Origin of the sequence: Stenotrophomonas sp. SAM-B (assembly GCF_013387485.1) — a bacterium.
Taxonomy (GTDB): Bacteria; Pseudomonadota; Gammaproteobacteria; order Xanthomonadales; family Xanthomonadaceae; genus Stenotrophomonas; species Stenotrophomonas maltophilia_AA.
Genome location: NZ_JABBXB010000002.1, coordinates 622,576 through 644,455 on the forward strand (window position 1 = coordinate 622,576; position 21,880 = coordinate 644,455).

Genomic DNA, 21,880 nt, shown 5'->3' on the forward strand with positions numbered 1-21,880 from the left:
CGAGGCCGGCGTTACTTGGGCGGCGGCGGCGCCAGCACGCTGCGGTCGCCGTTGTGCTCGGGCGGGCTGACCACGCCCGCCGCTTCCATCGCTTCGATCAGGCGCGCGGCGCGGTTGTAGCCGATCTTCAGGCGGCGCTGCACGCCGGAGATCGACGCGCGACGGGTTTCAGTGACGATGCGCAGGGCCTCGTCATACAGCGGATCGGACTCATCGCCGCCACCGCCGCCCGCCTCCGGCAGGCCGCCGGGGCCGACCACGACGCCATCGCCCATCATCTGCACTTCGTCCAGCACGCCGGTGATGTAATCGGTCGGGCCACTGGCCTTGAGGTGTTCCACCACCCGATGCACTTCCTCATCGGAGACGAACGCACCGTGCACGCGGTCCGGCAGCGCCGTGCCCGGCGGCAGGTACAGCATGTCGCCGTGGCCGAGCAGGGTTTCCGCGCCGGACTGGTCGAGGATGGTGCGCGAATCGATCTTGGAACTGACCTGGAAGCCGATGCGGGTCGGGATGTTGGCCTTGATCAGACCGGTGATCACGTCCACCGAGGGACGCTGGGTAGCCAGGATCAGGTGGATGCCGGCCGCACGCGCCTTCTGCGCCAGGCGCGCGATCAGTTCCTCGACCTTCTTGCCGACGATCATCATCATGTCGGCGAATTCGTCGATGAAGATCACGATGAACGGCAGCGTCTCCAGCGGACGCGGAGCCTCGCCGAGCTCCGGGTTCGGCTTGAACAGCGGGTCCATCATCGGCTGCCCGGCGTCTTGGGCGTCCTTGACCTTCTTGTTGAAGCCGGCCAGGTTGCGCACGCCCACCGCGCTCATCAGCTTGTAGCGGCGCTCCATCTCGGCCACGCACCAGCGCAGGCCGTTGGCAGCCTCCTTCATGTCGGTGACCACCGGCGCCAGCAGGTGCGGGATGCCCTGGTAGACGCTCAGCTCGAGCATCTTCGGGTCGATCATCAGCATCCGCAGGTCTTTCGGCGAGGCCTTGTACAGCAGGCTCAGCACCATCGCATTGACCGCCACGGACTTGCCCGAGCCGGTGGTGCCGGCGACCAGCAGGTGCGGCATGCGCGCCAGATCGGCCACGGTCGGGCGGCCGGCGATGTCCTTGCCGAGCGCGAGCGTCAGCACGCTGGCCGACTTGTCGTATTCCTTGGAGCGCAGCAGCTCGGAGAGATAGATCATCTCGCGGGTGACGTTGGGAATCTCCAGACCCACCACCGACTTGCCGGGGATCACATCGACCACGCGCACCGACTTCACCGACAGCCCGCGGGCGATGTCCTTGTCCAGCGAACTGATCTGGCTGACCTTGATGCCCGGGGCCGGCTCGATCTCGAAGCGGGTGATCACCGGGCCCGGATACGCACCCACCACCCGGGCGTCGATGCGGAAATCCTTGAGCTTGAACTCGATCTGGCGCGAGAGCGTCTCCAGCGTGCCCTCGTCATAGCCCTTGGGCTGCGGCTTGGGATCGTCCAGCAGCGCCAGCGGCGGCACGTCCGAGCCATCGCCGTTGACCCCGCGGAACATCGGAATCTGGGTCTCGCGCTTGGCGCGGTCGCTCTTCTCCAGCACCGGCTCCGGGCGCGGCTCGATCTTGACCGGCTCGCGCTTGGCGCGGACCTCGGCGTCGACCTTGCGCACTTCCTGGCGTTCCTCGCGCATCGCGCGGGTCTGCTGCCACTCGGTGGCCTGCTCTCTCTTTTTGTTGAACAGCGGCGGCAATGCCAGCACCCAGTTGCCGATCTTTTCCATCACCACGAACCAGGAAATACCGGTCGCCAGGGTGATCGAGGCCAGCAGCAGCACCAGCACGAACAGATTGGCGCCCAAGGCGCCGAAACCGACACTGAGCGAGCTGCCCACCAGTTTGCCGAGGATGCCGCCGGCATGGGCCACATCGGCGACGAACAGGCGCAGGTGCAGGAAGCCGGTGCCGGCGATCAGGAAGCCGACCAGGCCAACCAGGCGCAGCGCGGGATCGAGATCATGCTCGCCCTTGGCCTCGCGCTTGAGGCCGAACATCGCGATCCAGGCCAGTGCGCCCAGCACGATCGGCAGCACGAAGGCCATGTAGCCGAACAGCTGCAGCAGCACGTCGGCGATCCAGGCGCCGGCGCGGCCGCCCATGTTGTGGACCGGCGCGACCACGCTGCCGGTATGCGACCAGCCCGGATCGGTGGCCGAGTAGGTGAACAGGCTGGCCACCAGATACAGCAATGCCGGGGCGACCGCGATCAACCCCAGATCGCGCCACAGGCGCTGCCGGCGCGGATTGTCCACGCTGGCCGGTTTGCGCGGCGCTGCCTTGCTGTCGGACGCCTTGGCTCGTTCCGGGACCTGTTTCGCCACCTTAGACCACACCTTGGGAATGCACTGTTAGTGCTTGATAATAAACGACTGGACCCTACCCCGGTAGGTGTCGGCCGCCGGCCGGCACGGCCCGCGTCAAAACACCGGCGCAGGGAGGTCAGTCGCGCTCGGCGGGTCGCCGCGTTCCACTGCGCGCCTTGAATCGCCCCGCCCCTGCCGCCACTCTATGACTTCGCTCGGATGCCGCGCAATCACTGTGCAGGCACCCCGTCCTACCTTCTATTGCGAGCTTACATGAGCAACTCCAAGCACTCCCGCCTGTTGATCCTTGGTTCCGGCCCGGCCGGCTGGACCGCCGCCGTCTACGCCGCGCGCGCCAACCTCAAGCCCGTCGTGATCACCGGCCTGCAGCAGGGCGGCCAGCTGATGACCACCACCGAGGTGGACAACTGGCCTGGAGATGCGCACGGCCTGATGGGCCCGGACCTGATGACCCGCATGCAGGCGCACGCCGAGCGCTTCGAGACCGAGGTCATCTTCGATCACATCCACACCGCCGATGTCTCCCAGCGCCCGTTCAAGCTGATCGGTGACAGCGCCGAATACACCTGCGACGCCCTGATCATCGCCACCGGCGCCACCGCCAAGTACCTGGGCATCCCCAGCGAAGAGGCCTTCAAGGGCCGCGGCGTGTCGGCCTGCGCCACCTGCGATGGCTTCTTCTACCGGGACCAGGACGTGGTCGTGGTCGGCGGCGGCAACACCGCCGTGGAAGAGGCCCTGTACCTGTCCAACATCGCCCGCAAGGTCTACCTGGTCCACCGCCGCGACACCCTCAAGGCGGAAAAGATCATGCAGGACAAGCTGTTCGCCAAGGTCGAGGCCGGCAAGATCGAGACCGTGTGGCACCACCAGGTCGAGGAAGTGCTGGGCAACGACGCTGGCGTGACCGGCGTGCGCGTGAAGTCCACCCTGGACGGCAGCACCCGCGACATCGAGGCCCATGGCTTCTTCGTGGCGATCGGCCACCACCCCAACACCAGCCTGTTCGATGGCCAGCTGACCATGAACAACGGCTACCTGGACATCCGTTCGGGCCTGGGCGGCAACGCCACCCAGACCTCGGTGGAAGGCGTGTTCGCCGCCGGCGACGTGGCTGACCAGCATTACCGCCAGGCGATCACCTCGGCCGGCTTCGGCTGTATGGCCGCGCTGGATGCCGAGCGCTACCTGGATGCGAAGGGCAAGCTGGACTAAGGCAGGCCGGGCCTGGGTAGAGAAGAAAGGGCCGGCGAGGTTTCGCTGGCCCTTTCGTCGTGCGTTCGCGTGGAGCCCATCCGCAGGATGCGCAGGCAGCTCCGTGGGCAGCCTAGCCAGCGACAGCGGCCCCCGCCGCGACAGATACTTCCAGATCGGCCCGTCCGGTATTGCGGATGCACACAACAGAGTGCCGAACGGGGGGAGATTTCACCCCGTCGGCATCCACCACCGAGGTGTGCCAGAGGACGGGGGCGGTGCCGACGTTCTCGCACCGAATCGTGATCCTGTACGGCTGGTCGCCCGGTGCATGGATGCGGACCAGACCGTCCCGGCACGTCCAGGTTGGCGGGCACGCGATGTTGGTGGTAACCAGCTCGATCGGGTATTGCGGATAGCCCTCGAACGGGACATCCACCTCTTCGGACATACCTTGAGATAACTGGAGGCCCCTTATCGGGCCCGCTTTGAGAGGTGCGCAGTCCCTGCCCTCGCGATGGAGGCGATAGCCCTTCTCCACTCCTTTCATGGCTGCTGTACGAAAAAGTGGATCCTGCAGCGCCATAGCGTCAGCTGCATTCGTGTGAAAGGCGACTTCAACCACGGCCGCAGGCATGGTGGCGAACCCATTTTCACCGTGGTTGCCGCTGGAGGGCGACGTCGAAACAGGGAACTCCGAGTAACCGTCCTCCGCGGTGATCAGCTCTTTCATATAGCAGAGCAACATTGCTGCCAGCTCACGATCTTGCGGCTTTCCTCGATGGAAATACACCCGGCTGCCGCGCGCCACCCCACTGTCGTCCCCATTCGTGTGAATGCTGATCATGCCCTCGGCACCAAGATGGTTCGCAAAGTAGGGCCTTGCCCTGATATCGTCGAGCACCTCCCGATCTCGCGCAGTGCTGCCTGCAAAGTGGTTCCAGATGTCGACCCGCTCAGGCAGCAGTGCCTTCAGGTGATAGCGCGAGGACATCTGTTCCCACGGCTGGAGTGCTTCCGGATGAGGCTCGACGCCGTCACGCCGGGCTCGATGCACCACCCACTTGACTGCGGTCCTGCATCAACTGTTGGAGCTCATCCGCATATCCAGGCGTTATCAGATCTTCCCGTACTCCGTGATACACGCGGCGCTGGTACTCCCATTCCCCACCCGGGTGGACCCGGACCAACCCATGGCCCGCCGAGACCAGGACGATCCCATTCAGCACACGCGCTGTCTCTGCGCGGTGGTCTGGATCATATGGCCATGGAAAGTAAAACTCGAACGGCTTGCCTTCGTACAAAACCTGCACCTGCACCTCGTGAAGGCCTGCCTGCCCAGCATAGGCAGCCAAGGTATTACTGATGTACTGCACAATCTCTTCCGTGGAGTGATCCTGCTCGGCAGGCAGAAATCCAGCACCAAAATCAATAACCAGAAGATTCTCTGCGATGTCCGCCTTTACTCGCACGGTGACGCTTGGCGTCTTTGAGGACCTGAGGCGGTCCGCATCAAGCAGCCGCTGCGCTTCACGGGTCAGCAGAGAATCCAGCGACGCATCGGTCTCCGCCAGGGCCGGTAGTGCCACCTCTTTGGCGGCCACCCATTCGGAGGCAAAACCGCAGAATGCAAGTAGAGCAAAAAAAGCACTTCGCCCAAAACGGTCTATCTTCATGACCCTTACCTGATGATGGAGGGAACGCTACGAGGCGCGTCACGCAAGTTTGCTTCCGGCACCCGTTGGCGGGGCTGCACTGACGCACAATTGCGGGCAGCACTGGGCCTGCGATTTGATCGAACCTGGAAACTGCATTGATGATCCCTCTGGCGCCCGACTTCCCATCACCGTGCCCTGTCCTTCCCCATGCCCGATGCGCGCTTCCTGCACCGTCTCTCCGATGTGCCGTCCGCCGCGTGGGATGCCCTGCACGATGGCAGCAACCCCTTCGTAAGCCATGCCTTTCTGTCCGGTCTTGAAGAACACGGCTGCCTGCGACCGGAATGGGGTTGGCGGCCGCGGCACTTCACCCTGTGGGACGGCGGCTCTCTGTTGGCGGCCCTCTCCGGTTACCTGAAGGACAACTCGCATGGGGAATTCGTGTATGCGCGGCACGGGCTGGAGCATTTCCGAAGTGGCTGGGCGCGGTGCCGTATTCGCCGGTGACCGGACCGCGCCTGCTGGCCTGCAGCGAGGGCGCGCGCGCCACGCTGCTGCGCGCCCTTACCGGCGAGGTCCAGCGGAGGGGAGATCTCACCCCGTCGGCAGCCGCCTCTTCGGGATAGTGTTCTTCGAAACTTTTCCCGTTGTAACGGAACTCAATGCCGGAAGCGGGATGGATGAGGCGAGCCTGATCAAGGACTTCATTCATCAACTGGCCCTGAAGGTCTTCCAGCTCTGCCCCTCCCGTTTCCGGCAACCACCCTCTGAGTTCGACCGTTACGCTACCAGTCGATACATCAAACCGGGCGACGGCCTGATCTGGCGCCTGAGAGCCCGCCTTCATCCTGTACTGGTCGAGCGTTTTCTGAGCAACGCTGGACAACAGAGCATCAAAGGCCATCTCCGCTTCGATATCGACAGACGCTCGCGAGGGCAGTCCGCGCGCATCCGACGCAGCGGGTACAAAAAGAAACAGAGCGCAAAAGCCGCCCACTAGTGCTTTGCTTATGCACTTCATGCCTTCCCCTCAGGTTGGTGCTTCTGCCGCCACGTTGGCGACACCACCAAGCTTCCTCACCCGCGGGACATCGTTCCAAGCATCACGTCTCAGTGCGCCATTGAACCCAAGACGTAGTTCCGATCGCACTTTGACCCGCGATAGACGGGGTCTGGAACGCACACGCGCCAGCGATCCTGACCTATCCTTGCAACATGCCAACGAGCCGCTTCCTTCACAATCTGCAGGAAATCCCTCCCGACGATTGGGACGCCCTGCACGACGGACGCAACCCGTTCCTGTCGCACGCCTTCCTCGCCGGCCTTGAAGAACACGGTTGCCTGCGCCCGGAGTGGGGCTGGCGGCCGCGCCACTTCGCCCTATGGGAGGGCGACGCCCTGGTGGCGGCAATCCCCGGCTACCTCAAGGACAACTCGCACGGCGAGTTCGTGTTCGATCACGCCTGGGCCCACGCCTATGCCCAGCATGGGCTGGACTACTTCCCCAAGTGGCTGGGCGCGGTGCCGTACTCGCCGGTGACCGGCCCCCGCGTGCTTGCGCGCACGACTGAAGACAGGGGCGCCCTGCTGGCACTGCTGGCGGGCGAAGTGGCGCGCCTGGGCTGGTCCTCCGCCCACGTCAATTTCCATCCTGCCGACGAAGACCCGGCCTTCAGCCCGGACTGGCTGCTGCGCGAGGACATCCAGTTCCAGTGGCACAACCCCGGTGGCTGGCAGACCTTCGACGACTTCCTCGGCGCGATGGATCACAAACACCGCAAGAACATCCGCCAGGAGCGCGCCAAGCTCGCGCGCAGCGGCGTCACGTATCGCATCGTGCAGGGGGATGAGGCCACCGAAGCCGACCTGCGTGCCATGCACGGCTTCTACCTGCAGACTTTCGCCGAGTACGGCAACTCGCCCGCACTGACGCTCCCGTTCCTGGAGCACCTCGCCCGCACGATGCCGCGCGCGCTGGTGATCTTCCTGGCTCTGCTCGACGGCGAGCCGGTCGCCGGTGCGCTGTGCCTGCGTGGCGCGGATACGTTGTACGGCCGCTACTGGGGCGGCGCCACCCTGCCCGGGCTGCACTTCGAGACCTGTTATTACCAGGGCATCGCTTACTGCCTGCGCGAGGGTCTGGCCCGCTTTGAACCGGGCGCGCAGGGCGAGCACAAGCTGGCCCGCGGGTTCCTGCCCCACACGGTGCGCAGCCGCCACTGGATTGCAGAACCGGCCTTTGCCGAAGCCTTGGTGGCGTGGTGCGCACAGGAACGCGCCGAGGTCGCCCACTATGCGCGGGTGCTGGCGGCGCACAGCCCGTTCAAGGCTGACAAGGTCGACCCGGCATGAGCCGCCGCTTGCCCTGGCGCCTGGACGATGCATCCGAGGCCCCCTTCCCGCCCGCGGAGACCGCTCTCCGCGATCCCGACGGCCTGCTCGCGCTCGGCGGCGACCTCTCCCCGGTGCGGCTGCTCAATGCGTATGCGGGCGGCATCTTCCCGTGGTTCTCCGAGGGCCAGCCGCTGCTGTGGTGGTCGCCGGACCCGCGCATGGTGTTCCGCACCGACGCCGTGCACCTGTCCAGCCGCTTCCGCCGCTCGTTGCGGCAGAGCACGTGGACGCTGCGGGCCGATACCTGTTTCGAGCAGGTGATCGATGCCTGCGCGGCCAGCCCGCGCCCGGGCCAGGACGGCACCTGGATCACGCGGGACATGCGCGATGCCTATGTCCACCTGCACCGGCTCGGCTTCGCGCACTCGGTGGAGGTGTTCGACGACGCACGGCTGGTCGGCGGCATCTACGGGGTGGCGATCGGGCGGATATTTTTCGGCGAGAGCATGTTCAGCGCAGCATCCGGCGGCTCCAAGGTCGCCTTGGCCGGCCTGGCCCATCGGCTGGCCGGCTGGGGCTGGCCGCTGATCGATGCGCAGGTGGAAAACGACCACCTGCTGCGCATGGGCGCCGAACACTGGCCGCGGCAGCGCTTCCTCGCGTTGGTGCGTGAACAGGTCCAACAGCCAGCTGCCGCAGGCGATTGGAGCGATCTGTTCGGTACGCTGGCCGCCGCCGCCCTGGCCGATCCTGGCGCGCCTTAACCAAAACTTTGCATCAAACGCCCGACCCGCGTAAAATGCCCGCTCTTCAGGCCAGCTCGGCCGGTTACAGAACTGCACAGGACTACATGTCGAAAGACGACTCCATCGAGTTCGAGGGCACCGTCAGCGAGACGCTGCCGAACACCACTTTCCGCGTACGACTGGAAAATGGGCATGAAATCATCGCCCACATCTCCGGCCGCATGCGCAAGAACTACATCCGCATCCTGACGGGCGACCGCGTCAAGGTCGAAATGACCCCGTACGACCTGACCAAGGGTCGCATCACCTACCGCATGAAGTAAGCGGTCCGGGGGTTGTTCCCGCCAGAAGGCCAGCCAGGTGCTGGCCTTTTCGCGTGGGCGGCATTCAGGAGACAGCCCCCACCCTGCCATGCGGCACCCTGACCCAGTGCACCCTGACGTCGGTCAGGATGCCTTGATGCAGATTCGCCCTGGCACGCAACGGTCCACTCTGGCTCTCGATCCAATCCGGATCCCGACCCGATGGCCCCCGCCATGAAGCGCCCGACCTCCCTGTTCCTGCTCGCCACCTGCCTCGCGGCCGCCGCGTCCGTTCAGGCCGCCGAACCGGCCGCGCCCGCCGACTGCATCACCCTGTCCCCGGACAAGCAGGTGGTGCGCAACCGTGCCGACCGCGATGTGCTGCTGCGCAACGGCGACCAGCACTATCTCGTCCGTTTTGACCGCTCCTGCAGCAGCGCCGCCATGTCGTCCAAACTCGACTTCGCCACGCCGGGCCAGGACGGCCAGCTGTGCGGTGGCGGCGTGAGCAAGCTGCACACCAACAGCCAGAGCTGTGACGTGGCCGCGGTGGAGCCTCTCACCGCAGAGCAGTTCAACCGCAAGGCCCGCGCCCGCCGCTGAGCAGGCGCCCGGCCCGCGCACAGAAAAGCCCCCTTGCGGGGGCTTTTCGATTCATCTCGACAGCGCCGGCCGCGCGATCACACGGTGGCCGGCAACAGGCGCTCCGGCTCGGCCTCGGTCTCGACGAACAACTGGTCGTCGCGGACGTCGATGCTGACCCGACCGCCGTTGACCAGCTTGCCGAACAGCAGCTCGTCAGCCAGCGGACGCTTGATCTTGTCCTGGATCACACGGGCCATCGGGCGGGCACCCATCAGCGGGTCGAAGCCATGGTGGGCCAGCCAGTCGCGCGCGGTCGGCGTGGCCGACAGGCTGACGTGCTTTTCCTGCAGCAGCATTTCCAGCTCGATCAGGAACTTGTCCACCACGCGCAGGATGTGCTCGAAGCCCAGCGCCTGGAACTGCACGATTGCGTCCAGACGGTTGCGGAACTCCGGCGTGAAGCTCTTGCGGATCACTTCCATCGCGTCGGTGGCATGGTCCTGGCGGGTGAAGCCGATCGACCGCCGCGAGGCCTGCGCCGCGCCGGCATTGGTCGTCATCACCAGCACCACGTTCTTGAAGTTCGCCTCACGGCCATTGGTGTCGGTCAGCACACCGCGGTCCATGACCTGCAGCAGGATGTTGAAGATGTCCGGGTGGGCTTTCTCCACCTCGTCCAGCAGCAGCACGCAGTGCGGGGTCTTGACGATCTTCTCGGTCAGCAGGCCACCCTGGTCGAAGCCGACATAGCCCGGAGGCGCACCGATCAGGCGACTGATCGAATGCGATTCCATGTACTCGCTCATGTCGAAGCGGACCAGCTCGATGCCCAGATGCAGCGCGAGCTGCTTGGTGACCTCGGTCTTGCCGACGCCGGTCGGGCCGGAGAACAGGAAGTTGCCGATCGGCTTTTCCGGATTGGCCAGCCCCGAGCGGGCGAGCTTGATCGCCGAGGACAGCGTCTCGATGGCCGGGTCCTGGCCGAAGATCACCATCTTCAGGTTGCGCTCCAGGTGCTGGAGCACGTCCTTGTCGGTCGCGCTGACCTGCTTGGCCGGAATCCGCGCCATCTTGGCGACGATGGTCTCGATCTCCTCGATGTCGATCAGTTCCTTGCGCTCGCCGTCCGGCAGCAGGCGCTGGCGGGCACCGGCTTCGTCGATCACATCGATCGCCTTGTCCGGCAACAGGCGGTCGTTGATGTGCTTGACCGACAGGTCCACCGCGGCCTGCAGCGCGTCATCTGCGTAGGTCACGCCATGGTGCGCTTCATACTTGGGCTTGAGGCCCTGCAGGATTTCGTAGGTTTCGCCCACGGTGGGTTCCACGATGTCGATCTTCTGGAAGCGCCGGGCCAGCGCCCGATCCTTCTCGAAGATGCCGCGGTACTCCTGGAAGGTGGTCGAGCCGATGCAGCGCAGCTCGCCGGAGGCCAGGGCCGGCTTGATCAGGTTGGAGGCATCCATGGTGCCGCCCGAGGCCGAGCCGGCGCCGATGATGGTGTGGATCTCATCGATGAACAGCACCGCGTTCGGCAGCTTCTTCATCGCGGTCAACACGCCCTTCAGGCGCTTTTCGAAGTCGCCGCGGTACTTGGTCCCGGCGACCAGGGCGCCCAGGTCCAGCGAGTAGATCACCGCATCGGCGAGCACGTCCGGTACCGAGCCTTCCACGATGCGCTTGGCCAGGCCTTCGGCGATCGCGGTCTTGCCCACGCCGGCCTCGCCCACGTACAGCGGGTTGTTCTTGCGGCGGCGGCACAGGACCTGGATGGTGCGCTCGATCTCATCGGCGCGGCCCACCAGCGGGTCGATCTTGCCGTTGCGGGCCTGGTCGTTGAGGTTGCTGGCGAACTCGGCCAGCGCATCGCCCTTGCCCTCGCCTTCGGCGCCCTCGGCGCGGCCCTCACCATCGGCGGCAGGCGGCACTTCGCCCTCCTCGCCCAGCTTGGCGATGCCATGGGAGAGGTAGTTGACGATATCCAGCCGGGTCACGTCCTGCTGGTTGAGGTAATACACCGCATGCGAGTCCTTCTCGCCGAAGATCGCCACCAGCACATTGGCGCCGGTGACCTCCTTCTTGCCCGAGGACTGCACGTGGTACACGGCGCGCTGCAGCACACGCTGGAAGCCCAGGGCCGGCTGGGTATCACGCCCGTCATCTTCGGCCAGGCGGGAGACCGAGGCCTCGATGGCCTGTTCCAGTTCCTGGCGCAGGCGCTCGGCATCCGCGCCGCAGGCCTTCAGGACAGCCTGGGCGGACGGGTTGTCGAGCAGGGCCAGCAGCAGGTGTTCCACCGTCATGAATTCATGCCGGGCCTCACGGGCGCGCTTGTAGCACTGTCCGATGGTGTGTTCGAGGTCTTTACTGAACATGATTAACTCCGGCGGCTGTTGGGAACAATATGCGGCCAACCATCACGATTTCCATCACCCTAGCGGATCAGTGCGTTCATACGGCGTTAGCACTCCGCCGATCGCGCCCCTCCATTCGACGAGCCTCCATCATGCACGAACTTCCGGCCACGAAATGGCAGCTTCACCGTGACGGCGATGTCATCGAGACCCCGCGGGGCCGGCTCTGGCCGGTACGCCTGCCCGACGGCACCCCGGCGATGTTGAAGATGAGCACGCATGCCGAAGAACCCAACGGCCACCTGCTGCTGGACTGGTGGGACGGCGACGGCGCCGCGCGGGCGGTGCCCCCGTTTCAGGGGCTCAGCGATCTGCTGCCCCGTCTGGGGCGCGGTGGATGTTGGCGGGCGCTATGACCGCTGCTGGAACAGTGCAGATCGCGAGTGCAGCGGCTGCTGGCCGACCCGCGCGAGCGCGGGTGCATCTCTGGCCAAGGCGCGGACGGCGCTGGAGCCGCACGTGAGAAGGGCTTCCGCCCTCAGCCGCTGGCCTTTTCCATCGTGCACAGCAGCGGATGCTGGTTCATGCGCGAGAACTCGTTGACCTGGGCAACCTTGGATTCGGCGACCTCGCGGGTGAACACCCCGCACACGCCGCGGCCGCGGGTATGCACGTGGAGCATCACCTGGGTGGCCTTGTCCAGGTCCATGGAGAAGAAGTGCTGCAGGACGGTCACCACGAAATCCATCGGGGTGTAGTCGTCGTTCAACAGCATCACCTGGTACAGCGGCGGCGGCGCGACCTCGGGACGTGCAGGCTCAAGCAGCACGCCGTGGTCGTGATGAGTTTCGTGGGAAGTCTCGCGGGGCATACCCACATTATAGGGCCCCGCTCCCCCGGATTGGACGTCGCCCCCTGCGGCCCTTCACAATCTGCACTCTCCAACCGACGTTCACAGGGATTTCATGAAAAGGATTGCTGCCGCACTGCTGCTGGCCGTGACTGCCACCGGCGCCCACGCGGCCGAGCCGGACAAGGCCGTCGGGCGTGCACTGGACACGCTCGACTACACCTACGAGGTGGACGAGGACGGCGACTACAAGATGGTCTTCGACATGGACGATGGCCGCAGCCAGCTGGCCTTCGTGCGCTCCACCGTCGAGGAGTTCGGCAAGCACACGATCCGTGAGATCTGGTCGCCGGCCTACAACGCGCCGGGCAAGCAGTTCCCGGCCGCGGTGGCCAACCGCCTGCTCGAGGATTCCCAGGACGCCAAGATGGGGGCCTGGGTGAAGCAGGACCAGCTGGCGATGTTCGTGGTCAAGGTCGACGCCAACGCCACGCCGGAGGCGCTCAGCGACGCGATCGATGCCGCGGTCCGCACCGCCGATGCGATGGAGCTCGAGCTGACCGAGCAGGACGAGTACTGAGGTGAGCGCCGTGCAGGAACCGCGCTGGACGCCCCATGTCACCGTGGCCACCGTGGTGGTCCGTGACGGGCGTCTGTTGCTGGTCGAGGAGGCGATCGACGGTCGCCAGGTGCTGAACCAGCCTGCTGGGCACCTGGAGCCGGACGAAAGCCTGGCCGCTGCCGCGGTCCGCGAAACGCTGGAGGAAACCGGCTGGACGGTGCGCCTGAGCGCCTTCATCGGCACCTACCAGTGGACCGCCCCGGACGGCACGCCGTTCCTGCGCTTTGCCTACGCGGCCGAAGCGCTCTCGCACGATCCCGCGCGTCCCCTCGACACCGGGATCCTGCGCGCGCTCTGGCTGACCCCGGCCGAGCTGAAGGCCGATCCGACCCGCCTGCGCAGCCCGCTGGTATGGCAGGTGGTCGCCGACTACCTCGCCGGCCAGCGCCATCCGCTGTCGCTGGTGAAGGAGGTCGCATGAGCACCCCACGGATCATGGTCGGGGTCTCGGGCGGCGTGGACTCCTCGGTCGCGGCCTGGCGGCTGGTCCAGCAGGGCGAGCCGGTGGCCGGCCTGTTCATGCAGAACTGGGCCGACGACGGCAGCGGCGACTGCCGCGCCGAAGATGACCGTCGCGACGCCGTGGCGGTCTGTGGGCTGCTCGGCATCCCGTTCCACTTCCGCGATTTCTCCGGCGAGTACTGGCAGGGCGTGTTCGAGCACTTCCTGGCCGAATACGCGGCCGGGCGCACGCCCAACCCGGACGTGCTGTGCAACCGCGAAGTGAAATTCAAGCATTTCCTCGACGCCGCGCGTGAGCTCGGCGCCGAGCGCATCGCGACCGGGCATTACGCCCGCATCGCGCAGGTCGGCGGGCGCTGGGCGCTGCTGCGCGGTGCCGACCGCAGCAAGGACCAGAGCTACTTCCTGCACCAGCTGGGCCAGGAACAGCTGGCCGCCACGCTGTTCCCGATCGGCGACCTGCAGAAGAACGACCTGCGCCGGATCGCCCGCGACGCGCGGCTGCCGACCTACGCGAAAAAGGATTCGACCGGGATCTGCTTCATCGGCGAACGCGACTTCCGCGAGTTCCTCGGCCGTTACCTGCCGGCGAAGACGGGCGAGATCCGCGATCCTGATGGCGCCCTGATCGCCGAACATCCCGGCGTGTTCTACTTCACGCTGGGCCAGCGCGAGGGTCTGAACATCGGCGGCGTGCGTGGCCGGCCGGCCGCGCCGTGGTACGTGGTGGGCAAGGATGTCGCCAGCAACGTGCTGTATGTCGACCAGGACCGCGAGAGCCCTTGGCTGCAGTCGACCCGGCTGCATTCCGAAGTCGCCCACTGGATCGCCGGCGCTCCGCCTGCGCGCCGGTTCGACTGCACCGCCCAGACCCGCTACCGCCAGCCGGATGAACCGTGCACGGTCACCGTGCGCGACGATGGCACCCTGGAGGTGCGCTTCGCCCGGCCACAGCGTGCCGTCACCCCTGGTCAATCGCTGGTGTTGTATGACGATGAGGTCTGCCTCGGCGGCGCCGTCATCGCCGCCACCGATGCGCCACTGGAACAGCGCCTGCGCGCCACCCCTTCTCCTTTCGAGGTATCTGCTGCATGAGTTTTTCCGTCGACGACCGCGTTCTTGCTCTGGCCGGCATCGCCCAGGCCCTGCAGCAGGTGCGCCGCATCGCCGAAACCGGCCACTCCGAAGCCGCCGTGGTCCGTACCGCGGTGGACAGTGTGTTCCGCATCGACGCGGCCAGCCCGCAGGAGATCTACGGCAGCGCCAGCAATGTCGCCCCGGGCCTGCGCCTGCTGCACAACTACCTGAGCAGCCAGGGCCAGGACGAGCACGTGCCGCGGCTGGCGCTCTCGGTCCTGCAGCTGGAGCGCCGCTTCGTGCGTGAGCACGAGATCGTGGCCAAGGTCAGCACCGGCATCGAGCGTGCCCAGGCGCAGGCCAGCGAGCTGGGCGACAGCGCCCATCCCGACGTGCTCGCCGCGCTGGGCGGCCTGTACGCCGACACCATCAGCAACCTCAAGCCGCGCGTGATGGTCCAGGGCAACCCGCACTACCTGGGCCAGGCCGGCGTGGTCGCCGAGATCCGTGCGCTGCTGCTCGCCGCGGTCCGTTCGGCGGTGCTCTGGCGCCAGACCGGCGGCCAGTACTGGGATTTCCTGTTCTCCCGCAAGACCATGCTGGAGGCGATCGCCCGCCAGCTGCGCTGACCTTGGCAGCCACCCATGGGGTGGCTCTACATGGGGGCCGGAACGTCGGGTTTTTGATCGAATGTGCGGTGCAGGACTAAAGCAAACCGGGGTACGGCCGATACAGCATCCGTGCACCTCCCCGAGAACGTCCATGTACTCACGCCTCTTCATCCGCCTGGCCGCCCCCCTGGTCCTGACCCTTCTGCTTCCCTTTGCCATCGGCTTCGAGTGGCCAGCCGCCCTGCGTTGGGCGATCCTGACCACGATGACGCTCAGCTGGCTCGGGTTTGCCTGGTGGTCGGCCCGCGCCCAGACCCAGCGTTCGCCTGAACAGGCCCGCATCCTGCGCGAGCAGGACCAGCTGCTGACCGAGCTGCGCTCGTTCGTCGGCAACGAAATCGACGGCTCGCGTGGCGAAGTCGAACGTGCCCGCGACCTGATCCGCCACGCGGTCAGCGGCCTGGGCAGCAGCTTCGATGCCATGAACCGCAAGTCGCGCCAGCAGAGCCAGGCATTGGCCCGCATCGTCGACCGTGCCGGTGAAGACGGCGGTGCCGGCGTGGACGTGGCCCGTTTCGCCCAGCATGCCAGCCAGCGCATGGAGCAGCTGGTCGAAGCGCTGGAGCAGGTCAGCGGCCAGAGCAGCAACACCGTGCAGCACATCGACCAGATGGCGCAGCACCTGGATGGCATCTTCGCGCTGCTGGAAGACGTCAAGTCGATCGCCGACCAGACCAACCTGCTGGCGTTGAATGCCGCCATCGAAGCAGCGCGTGCCGATGAAGCAGGTCGCGGTTTCGCGGTGGTCGCCGACGAGGTCCGCAATCTGTCCGAGCGCTCGACCACCTTCAACGAGCAGATCCGCAAGCTGGCGCACAGCTCCAAGGACGCCATCGCCAAGGTCCGCGAGACGGTTTCGCACATGGCCTCCCGCGATATGGACCGTTCCCGCGAAGCGCGCCACGAAGCCGCGCAGATGCTGGACAACGTGGCCCAGATCAACGCCTCGCTGGGCGACGGGATGCGCGAGATTTCCGAGTGCGGCCGTGCCATCGACAGCAGCGTCGCCGAAGCGGTCCGCGCCCTGCAGTTCGAGGACATCGCGACCCAGGCCCTGGGCGGCGTGCACACCCACCTGGATCGCCTGACCGCGATCAACCGCGAGGCCGTGGCCCTGCAGGAACTGCTGCACCGCAGTGGTGGCGTGTTCGACGAAGAGGTCGTGACCGCCCTCCAGCGCACCGGCGCCCGCCTGCGCGACATGCGCACCGAATGGGAGCGACCGCCGCACAAGGCGGTCGCCCAGCAGAGCATGGCCGCAGGCGCGGTCGAACTGTTCTGATCCAGCGGTAACGTGCCGCACGCGGCACACCCTGCGGCCCCGGTACCCCCGGGGCCGTTGCGCTTGCACTCCCCGCCCTGGCTGCAGATGATGGTCCGATGTTGAATGCGTCCGTGTTGTCCGTTGCATCCGTTGTCCCCGCCGAGCTGGACCCGGCGGTGCAGAGCAGTGACGGCGCAATTCCCGTCGCCCTGCCTGACGCCCCCGCGGTGCCTGCCACCCCGCTGCAGGGGCGCGACCTGATTGAACGGCTGGAGCAACTCGCCCGGCAGGAACTGGCGCAGCTGGCCAGGCATCCCGCGCACGCTGTTGCCGCCCTGCCCTCCGCCATCGATCCCGCCATCGCTGGCTTGGCGTGGGACCTGGGTTTGAGCGGTGATGTGCTCGAAGAAGCGGTAGGTCCTCGCGGCTGAGCGCCAGCGGGTCGCATCTGCCGCGACTGCGACCACCGGCGCTACCCGCGTCTGTGGGAGGGCTCCACCCATGGACGGGCGGTTGATCGTTTACGAAAAGTTGCATCGACATCAGCACTGGCCACCACCACACTGCGGGCCTCCTCAGCACTGACGGAAGCCTGATGATGGGCACCGCCCCGCTCCGCCGATGCGCCGCGATCGCTTCCCCCGGACCGAGCGCATGCGTGCTTCGATGACACCTGGCTGCTGGCAGGAACTGCTGGCGCACGAAGATGAGCCCCGCGTCGACTGGACGGCAACCGCCGCGGAAGCGCTCCAGGCGCTGCGCGCTGGCTGGGCAACCTGGTATCCCGTCGTCGCGGACCCACTGCTGGACAGCGTGGCAGCCGATCTGGGCGACGCCAGCGGTGATATCTGGGCCGGCCGGCTGGGTCAGACATGCACCGTCCTCGGACTGTGGCTGTACCTGCTTGAGCGTGGTGACGATCAGTACCGCCTGCTGCTGATCCGGCCCGACGATCTGGACGCCATCGCGGCGTTGGTGACAGGTCAGGGCTTGACGATGTCCTGCTTGATGGAACCCGGCTTCCGGTTCGGCCAGACCACACCGACGGTCCCTGCTGGCCCGGCCCTTGAGGCTGACACCCTGGACATCGCCGTCTCTGCAGACGCGCTGTCCGCCACAACCACACTGGTCAGCGGACGGCATGCCTCGGACGCGACCGGGCGGTGGCTGGACCTTGCCGCCTGGCCGCCGCGGATCGGGCCACCGGGTCCGACCTGCGAAAACGCGCAGTGGTCTGCCAGCGGGGAGATCTGCGTCGCAGACGTCACGCTTCCCGGGATGACGGATAGTGGTCTGCGCTACGCCTTCCGATCACCCCGCCTGGATTTCCAGTGGCGACTGCTGCCGGTGCCGCGCTCCAAGAAAGGCCGGCCTGAGCGCATCTGCGTACACGGTTTCGTCGGCGAGGACCTGTTCCTGCTCGGTATACGCAGAACGTGGCGGATAACCGGATTCGGCTGCCCGTCACCCCTACGCTGCGAAGACGTTACGCCCGGCGTTCGGGAGCTGGGAGGCAACGCGGTGATTCAGCTTGATTCCGGCGGTGGACTGATCGCACTGGGTGGCCGATTCCACACCTGGCATCCGGGCTGTCTGGAGCCAATGCCCATGGGCTTTCCATCGGAGGGTCTCGGGGTGATTCCGTGGGTTCCGCTCGGCGGCGACCGGTATGGCTGGGTGCAACCCTGGCGGAAGCGCATTGTGTGCATCGATGTCTCGACGGGAGACACAACGCACGTGGCTGTACCTGGACTGCTGGACGGTGCCGCACTGCATCCCTGCCCATCAGGATGGTTGGGATTGACCGATGCCGGCCGTGTCACTGGTACCACCGGGGTGCTCCGGTTCTGGAATCCACAACGCAACCTTTGGCGCCGCATGCCGCGCGGAAGCTTGGGAGGCGCGGGTGCGGAATGGATCAAGGTCACGCCGACCGGCGAGGTGCTGGTTGGCAGTCACGATTGCATCCGAAATCTGGGGGGGTTCGCCTCGTTGATCGAACGGATGGAGCCGATCACGCCGGATTGACCGTGCGTCGATCATGCGAGCCACTTGCTAAGCCGGAGGCGTGCCACTGCGCTCGCGCGAGACGATTCCGGAGAAGATTCCGGCGCCGATCGCCGCGAAGCCAAAGGCGAAGAGGTGCTTCACCGGAACAATGAAAGTAATCAGTGTTTTGAGCGAATACGGAATCGAGGGTGAGGCCAGCAGATAGCTGCTGCGCTCATAGACCCCCTCCAAGCCTGTGTAGACAAGAGATGCGGACGCGATTAGAAGCACCCCAGTCGTCGCCTTGTAACGGTCGCTATGACGACCGCGCCGCCGGTACAGCAGGATCAGCATCGCCACGTTCGTTATGAACGAGAAGATGCCGAAGTAGATCAATTCATCCACGACCAGAAAGGCCACAGGAGGGAGCTTTCGATCAAGCTCAACCCATATGCCGCATGCGATCAGTGAGACCGTCATCGCCCACTGAACAATCGCGAGCTCCTTGCGGTTGCTGGCGTGGCTGAGCCACTCGTTCAGCCAGTTCCATAGCCGCGGTGGCAGTGTCGGCTCAGGCGGCGCGGGGTCACTCAAACGACATGCACCAGGGCCGGCGGCTCACCGGCACGCAGCGATGACACCCCCAGCTTCAACCACTGCGCCAGATCGCGCGGCGCCAGCGGACGGGAGTACAGGTAGCCCTGGATCTCGTCGCAGCCCTGGCGGCGCAGCATCGCCTCTTCCTGCTCGGTCTCCACGCCTTCGGCGACGACTTTCATGCCGAGCGCGTGGCCCAGGTGCACGATCGCCTGAGTGACTTCGGCGGTGCCGGCGTCGTGCAGCATGCCCTGGACGAAGCTGCGGTCGATCTTCAGGCGGCCGACCGGGAAGCGGTTGAGGTAGTGCAGGTTCGAGAACCCGGTGCCGAAGTCGTCCACCGCCAGCGGCACGCCGTGGCGCTCAAGGACATCGAAGCAATGCCGCAGCACTTCGGTGTCGCGGATCAGGGCGGACTCGGTCAGCTCCAGCTCGAGGCGCTGGGGTGGCCAGCCGTGGGCGTGGCAGATATCGATCACGCGCTCGGCGAAGCCGCGGTCGCGCAACTGCACGGCCGAGACATTGACCGCCACGCGGTCGAACTTCAGGCCGGCGGCGTCCCACGCGGCGGCCTGGCGGCAGGCTTCGGCCAGCACCCAGTCGCCGATCCGCACGATCTCGCCGCACTTCTCGGCAATCGGAATGAACTCGGCCGGGCTGCAGTAGCCGATGCCGGGACGATGCCAGCGCAGCAGCGCCTCGATCGCCGGGGGCTGGTCGTTCTCGGCATGCAGCAACGGCTGGTAGGCCAGGGTGAACTCTTCGCGTTCGATCGCGCCCAGCAGCGCGTGCTCGATCTCCAGCTTGCGCTGGATCTTGGCCAGCGCGTCCTGGCTGTAATACTGGTAGGTATTACGCCCGGCTTCCTTGGCCGCGTACATCGCCGCATCGGCGGCGCGCAGCAGTGATTCGAAATCCTGGCGGCTGTCGTCGAGCATCGCGATGCCGACGCTGGCACCGACCTTCAGCGTGCTTTCCCCGCGGTGCAGCGGCTCGGCCAGCGAGGCGATCAGTTTGCGTGCCACGTGGCCGGCATCTTCCGGCGCCGCGAGGTCACGCAGCACGACGATGAACTCGTCGCCACTGAAGCGGCCGAACAGATCGTTGTTGCGCAGGCTCTGGTGCAGCCGCGAGGCGGCCGCCTTCAGCAGCGCATCGCCGGTGGCGTGGCCGAAGGTGTCGTTGATGGTCTTGAAGCCGTCCAGATCGATGAACAGCATCGCCAGCGGGCTGCCGCGATCGCGGGCTTCCTCGATGGCGTCGGCGGTCTGCTCGCGCAGCAGCATCCGGTTGGGCAGGCCGGTGAGCAGATCGTAATGGGCCAACAGCTCGATGCGCTCGTTGGCCTCGCGCTCGCGGGTGATGTCACGGAACAACACGACGAAGCGGGTCGGCAGGCCGTCGCGCCTGTCCAGTTCGATCAGCACCTGGACCCAGATGCGCAGCCCGGACTGGCGGTAGAAGCACAGATCCAGCTGCTCGGGCAGCCCGCCGTCGGCGATGCGCAGCAGGGCCGCCTCGAAGGCGTCGCGCGAGTCCTGGGTGTAAAGGCCCAGCGCCTGGTCCAGACTGATCGGCTCCTTGCGCAGCCCATGGATGCGATAGCACTCCTCGGTCCACTGCATGTGGCGGGTGCCGACCTCGATCTCGCAGCCGCCGATGCGGCCCAGCGCGGAGACCCGGTTGAGCAGCTCGGTGCGCCAGCGGATCAGTGCGTCGGTCTGGTGTTGTTCGGTGATGTTCTGGACCTGGCCCAGCAGCCGCTGGATGCGTCCGTCGGGGCCGATCAGCGGCTGCATCCACACGCGCAGGTGCAGCGCGCCCGTGCCACGGACCAGCTCAAGCTCCAGCGTGGTCGCCGCGCCATCGCGCCACATCCGGCGCCAGGCGCCGCGCAGCCGTCCACGCGATTGCGGCTCCAGCTGCCGCAGCCAGTGACGTCGGCCGTGCATGGAATCTTCGCCCATCTCCAGCAGCGCCCGGAACTCGGGCGACCACCAGAACCGGCGTGCTTCCGGATCCCACGACCAGCTGCCCATGCTGGCGATGCGCTGGGCTTCGCGCAGGTGCACCTGCTGCTCGCGCAGCTGGGCTTCCATCTGCTTCTGGGCCTGGATGTCGGTATGGGTGCCGACCATGCGCAGCGGCTGCCCGTCGGCGGTGCGGGTCACCACCCGGCCGCGGTCCAGCACCCAGCGCCACCCGCCGTCCGGATGGCGCGCGCGGAACTGGGCGGTATAGGCGTCGCTCTCGCCGCGCAGGTGCGCGTCCATCGCCATGCGCACCGTCGGCTGATCATCCGGGTGAACGTTCTCCAGCAGCGCGCTGACGCCCTCGGCGCGGACATGGGAGTCTTCCACGGGCTGGCCGTCCCAGCGTCGTGAGCGGCGCACGCTGTCGCTGGGCAGGTCCCAGTCCCACAGGCCATGCCCGGCATGGTCCAGCGCCACTTCCCAGCGGCTGCCCGCATAGGCGGCGACCGGCTCGGGCACGCTCAGGGTGAAGGCCAGCAGGTGCCCATCCGGATCGTGCACGGCGCGCATCCACCCATCGAACCGGCCGCCGGGCCCACCGGGAAGCTGGCAGGGCACCAGGCCGCCGTCGGCGGCGAGCAGGCGCAGGTCTTCCAGTACCTCGCCGTATGCAGCGATCGTGGCCGGCAGGCCATGCTCGCGCGCGGCCGGGTTGGCGGCGATCGGACGACCGGCACGGTCGAGGATCACCAGCGCCGAGGCCAATGGGTGCTGCAGCAGACTCGCGATAATCCCTTGGTCCACGCCCTGTAACTCCGATAACGCACCCG

At 66.4% G+C, this 21,880-nt stretch carries 21 protein-coding genes and 1 pseudogene; 15 read left to right on the forward strand and 7 right to left on the reverse strand.

Going from position 1 to position 21,880, the window contains the following annotated elements; genetic code table 11:
• Nucleotides 1–11 precede the first annotated feature (11 nt).
• Nucleotides 12–2,369, reverse strand: a complete 2,358-nt coding sequence (locus HH110_RS06970) for a DNA translocase FtsK (protein ID WP_176988989.1) — start codon at nt 2,367–2,369, stop codon at nt 12–14.
• Nucleotides 2,370–2,624: 255 nt separating this feature from the next.
• Between HH110_RS06970 and trxB the strand changes: the two genes are divergently transcribed.
• Nucleotides 2,625–3,587: a thioredoxin-disulfide reductase gene (gene trxB, locus HH110_RS06975; protein WP_176988990.1), complete on the forward strand. Its 963-nt coding sequence runs from the start codon at nt 2,625–2,627 to the stop codon at nt 3,585–3,587.
• Between the two features lie 112 nt (nt 3,588–3,699).
• Here the strand turns inward: trxB and HH110_RS19410 are convergent, their stop codons facing one another.
• Both HH110_RS19410 and HH110_RS19415 read right to left on the reverse strand, forming a co-directional pair.
• Nucleotides 3,700–4,560, reverse strand: a complete 861-nt coding sequence (locus HH110_RS19410; RefSeq protein ID WP_241696439.1) for an N-acetylmuramoyl-L-alanine amidase — start codon at nt 4,558–4,560, stop codon at nt 3,700–3,702.
• A gap of 43 nt (nt 4,561–4,603) precedes the next feature.
• Complete coding sequence (locus HH110_RS19415) at nt 4,604–5,242, reverse strand: GerMN domain-containing protein (protein ID WP_241696440.1); 639 nt, start codon at nt 5,240–5,242, stop codon at nt 4,604–4,606.
• Between the two features lie 189 nt (nt 5,243–5,431).
• Here HH110_RS19415 and HH110_RS06985 point away from each other — a divergent pair.
• The 6 genes and pseudogenes from HH110_RS06985 to HH110_RS07010 all read left to right on the forward strand — a co-directional run.
• Nucleotides 5,432–5,781: pseudogene (locus tag HH110_RS06985) on the forward strand (peptidogalycan biosysnthesis protein); the annotation flags it as partial.
• A gap of 119 nt (nt 5,782–5,900) precedes the next feature.
• Nucleotides 5,901–6,224 carry a hypothetical protein gene (locus HH110_RS06990; protein ID WP_176988991.1) on the forward strand — a complete coding sequence of 108 codons (324 nt, stop codon included), beginning with the start codon at nt 5,901–5,903 and terminating at the stop codon, nt 6,222–6,224.
• A gap of 215 nt (nt 6,225–6,439) precedes the next feature.
• A complete protein-coding gene (locus HH110_RS06995; protein WP_176988992.1) occupies nt 6,440–7,576 on the forward strand; it encodes a GNAT family N-acetyltransferase in 1,137 nt (378 codons plus the stop codon).
• Nucleotides 7,573–8,322 carry a leucyl/phenylalanyl-tRNA--protein transferase gene (aat, locus tag HH110_RS07000; protein WP_176988993.1) on the forward strand — a complete coding sequence of 250 codons (750 nt, stop codon included), beginning with the start codon at nt 7,573–7,575 and terminating at the stop codon, nt 8,320–8,322. The genes HH110_RS06995 and aat overlap by 4 nt, the downstream gene beginning before the upstream one ends.
• Nucleotides 8,323–8,408: 86 nt before the next feature.
• Entirely contained in the window at nt 8,409–8,627 is a 219-nt protein-coding gene (infA, locus tag HH110_RS07005; RefSeq protein WP_005409596.1) for a translation initiation factor IF-1, read from the forward strand.
• 201 nt (nt 8,628–8,828) lie between these two features.
• A complete protein-coding gene (locus HH110_RS07010; protein ID WP_176988994.1) occupies nt 8,829–9,209 on the forward strand; it encodes a hypothetical protein in 381 nt (126 codons plus the stop codon).
• A gap of 77 nt (nt 9,210–9,286) precedes the next feature.
• On the opposite strand, the gene clpA is transcribed toward HH110_RS07010, so the two are convergent.
• Nucleotides 9,287–11,566, reverse strand: a complete 2,280-nt coding sequence (clpA, locus tag HH110_RS07015; protein WP_176988995.1) for an ATP-dependent Clp protease ATP-binding subunit ClpA — start codon at nt 11,564–11,566, stop codon at nt 9,287–9,289.
• A gap of 131 nt (nt 11,567–11,697) precedes the next feature.
• Between clpA and HH110_RS07020 the strand changes: the two genes are divergently transcribed.
• Nucleotides 11,698–11,961, forward strand: a complete 264-nt coding sequence (locus HH110_RS07020; RefSeq protein WP_194243625.1) for an aminoglycoside phosphotransferase family protein — start codon at nt 11,698–11,700, stop codon at nt 11,959–11,961.
• Between the two features lie 122 nt (nt 11,962–12,083).
• Here the strand turns inward: HH110_RS07020 and clpS are convergent, their stop codons facing one another.
• On the reverse strand, nt 12,084–12,416 hold the full coding sequence (gene clpS / locus HH110_RS07025; protein WP_176988996.1) for an ATP-dependent Clp protease adapter ClpS: 333 nt from the start codon (nt 12,414–12,416) through the stop codon (nt 12,084–12,086).
• Between the two features lie 94 nt (nt 12,417–12,510).
• Between clpS and HH110_RS07030 the strand changes: the two genes are divergently transcribed.
• From HH110_RS07030 to HH110_RS07060, 7 genes are all read left to right on the forward strand, one after another.
• Complete coding sequence (locus HH110_RS07030) at nt 12,511–12,975, forward strand: hypothetical protein (protein ID WP_176988997.1); 465 nt, start codon at nt 12,511–12,513, stop codon at nt 12,973–12,975.
• 1 nt (nt 12,976) lies between these two features.
• Nucleotides 12,977–13,438 (forward strand): NUDIX domain-containing protein, encoded by a 462-nt coding sequence (locus HH110_RS07035; protein ID WP_176988998.1) that lies wholly within the window; start codon nt 12,977–12,979, stop codon nt 13,436–13,438.
• A complete protein-coding gene (gene mnmA / locus HH110_RS07040) occupies nt 13,435–14,574 on the forward strand; it encodes a tRNA 2-thiouridine(34) synthase MnmA (protein ID WP_176988999.1) in 1,140 nt (379 codons plus the stop codon). The genes HH110_RS07035 and mnmA overlap by 4 nt, the downstream gene beginning before the upstream one ends.
• On the forward strand, nt 14,571–15,185 hold the full coding sequence (gene hflD, locus HH110_RS07045) for a high frequency lysogenization protein HflD (RefSeq protein WP_176989000.1): 615 nt from the start codon (nt 14,571–14,573) through the stop codon (nt 15,183–15,185). The genes mnmA and hflD overlap by 4 nt, the downstream gene beginning before the upstream one ends.
• A gap of 133 nt (nt 15,186–15,318) precedes the next feature.
• Complete coding sequence (locus tag HH110_RS07050; protein WP_176989001.1) at nt 15,319–16,509, forward strand: methyl-accepting chemotaxis protein; 1,191 nt, start codon at nt 15,319–15,321, stop codon at nt 16,507–16,509.
• Nucleotides 16,510–16,607: 98 nt separating this feature from the next.
• A complete protein-coding gene (locus HH110_RS07055; protein WP_176989002.1) occupies nt 16,608–16,922 on the forward strand; it encodes a hypothetical protein in 315 nt (104 codons plus the stop codon).
• Nucleotides 16,923–17,145: 223 nt separating this feature from the next.
• Entirely contained in the window at nt 17,146–18,519 is a 1,374-nt protein-coding gene (locus HH110_RS07060; protein ID WP_176989003.1) for a hypothetical protein, read from the forward strand.
• Between the two features lie 27 nt (nt 18,520–18,546).
• Here HH110_RS07060 and HH110_RS07065 read toward each other — a convergent pair whose 3' ends face one another.
• Nucleotides 18,547–19,074 carry a hypothetical protein gene (locus tag HH110_RS07065; RefSeq protein ID WP_176989004.1) on the reverse strand — a complete coding sequence of 176 codons (528 nt, stop codon included), beginning with the start codon at nt 19,072–19,074 and terminating at the stop codon, nt 18,547–18,549.
• Nucleotides 19,071–21,854 (reverse strand): EAL domain-containing protein, encoded by a 2,784-nt coding sequence (locus tag HH110_RS07070; RefSeq protein WP_176989005.1) that lies wholly within the window; start codon nt 21,852–21,854, stop codon nt 19,071–19,073. The genes HH110_RS07065 and HH110_RS07070 overlap by 4 nt, the downstream gene beginning before the upstream one ends.
• Between the last annotated feature and the right edge of the window lie 26 nt (nt 21,855–21,880).

Excerpts from the sequence above, each read along its gene's own strand:
- trxB (WP_176988990.1), top strand. The coding sequence starts at position 2,625 with ATGAGCAACTCCAAGCACTCCCGCCTGTTGATCCTTGGTTCCGGCCCG.
- HH110_RS19410 (WP_241696439.1), bottom strand. The coding sequence starts at position 4,560 with ATGTCCTCGCGCTATCACCTGAAGGCACTGCTGCCTGAGCGGGTCGAC.
- HH110_RS19415 (WP_241696440.1), bottom strand. The coding sequence starts at position 5,242 with ATGAAGATAGACCGTTTTGGGCGAAGTGCTTTTTTTGCTCTACTTGCA.
- HH110_RS06990 (WP_176988991.1), top strand. The coding sequence starts at position 5,901 with ATGGATGAGGCGAGCCTGATCAAGGACTTCATTCATCAACTGGCCCTG.
- HH110_RS06995 (WP_176988992.1), top strand. The coding sequence starts at position 6,440 with ATGCCAACGAGCCGCTTCCTTCACAATCTGCAGGAAATCCCTCCCGAC.
- aat (WP_176988993.1), top strand. The coding sequence starts at position 7,573 with ATGAGCCGCCGCTTGCCCTGGCGCCTGGACGATGCATCCGAGGCCCCC.
- infA (WP_005409596.1), top strand. The coding sequence starts at position 8,409 with ATGTCGAAAGACGACTCCATCGAGTTCGAGGGCACCGTCAGCGAGACG.
- HH110_RS07010 (WP_176988994.1), top strand. The coding sequence starts at position 8,829 with ATGGCCCCCGCCATGAAGCGCCCGACCTCCCTGTTCCTGCTCGCCACC.
- clpA (WP_176988995.1), bottom strand. The coding sequence starts at position 11,566 with ATGTTCAGTAAAGACCTCGAACACACCATCGGACAGTGCTACAAGCGC.
- HH110_RS07020 (WP_194243625.1), top strand. The coding sequence starts at position 11,698 with ATGCACGAACTTCCGGCCACGAAATGGCAGCTTCACCGTGACGGCGAT.
- clpS (WP_176988996.1), bottom strand. The coding sequence starts at position 12,416 with ATGCCCCGCGAGACTTCCCACGAAACTCATCACGACCACGGCGTGCTG.
- HH110_RS07030 (WP_176988997.1), top strand. The coding sequence starts at position 12,511 with ATGAAAAGGATTGCTGCCGCACTGCTGCTGGCCGTGACTGCCACCGGC.
- mnmA (WP_176988999.1), top strand. The coding sequence starts at position 13,435 with ATGAGCACCCCACGGATCATGGTCGGGGTCTCGGGCGGCGTGGACTCC.
- hflD (WP_176989000.1), top strand. The coding sequence starts at position 14,571 with ATGAGTTTTTCCGTCGACGACCGCGTTCTTGCTCTGGCCGGCATCGCC.
- HH110_RS07050 (WP_176989001.1), top strand. The coding sequence starts at position 15,319 with ATGTACTCACGCCTCTTCATCCGCCTGGCCGCCCCCCTGGTCCTGACC.
- HH110_RS07055 (WP_176989002.1), top strand. The coding sequence starts at position 16,608 with ATGTTGAATGCGTCCGTGTTGTCCGTTGCATCCGTTGTCCCCGCCGAG.
- HH110_RS07060 (WP_176989003.1), top strand. The coding sequence starts at position 17,146 with ATGCGTGCTTCGATGACACCTGGCTGCTGGCAGGAACTGCTGGCGCAC.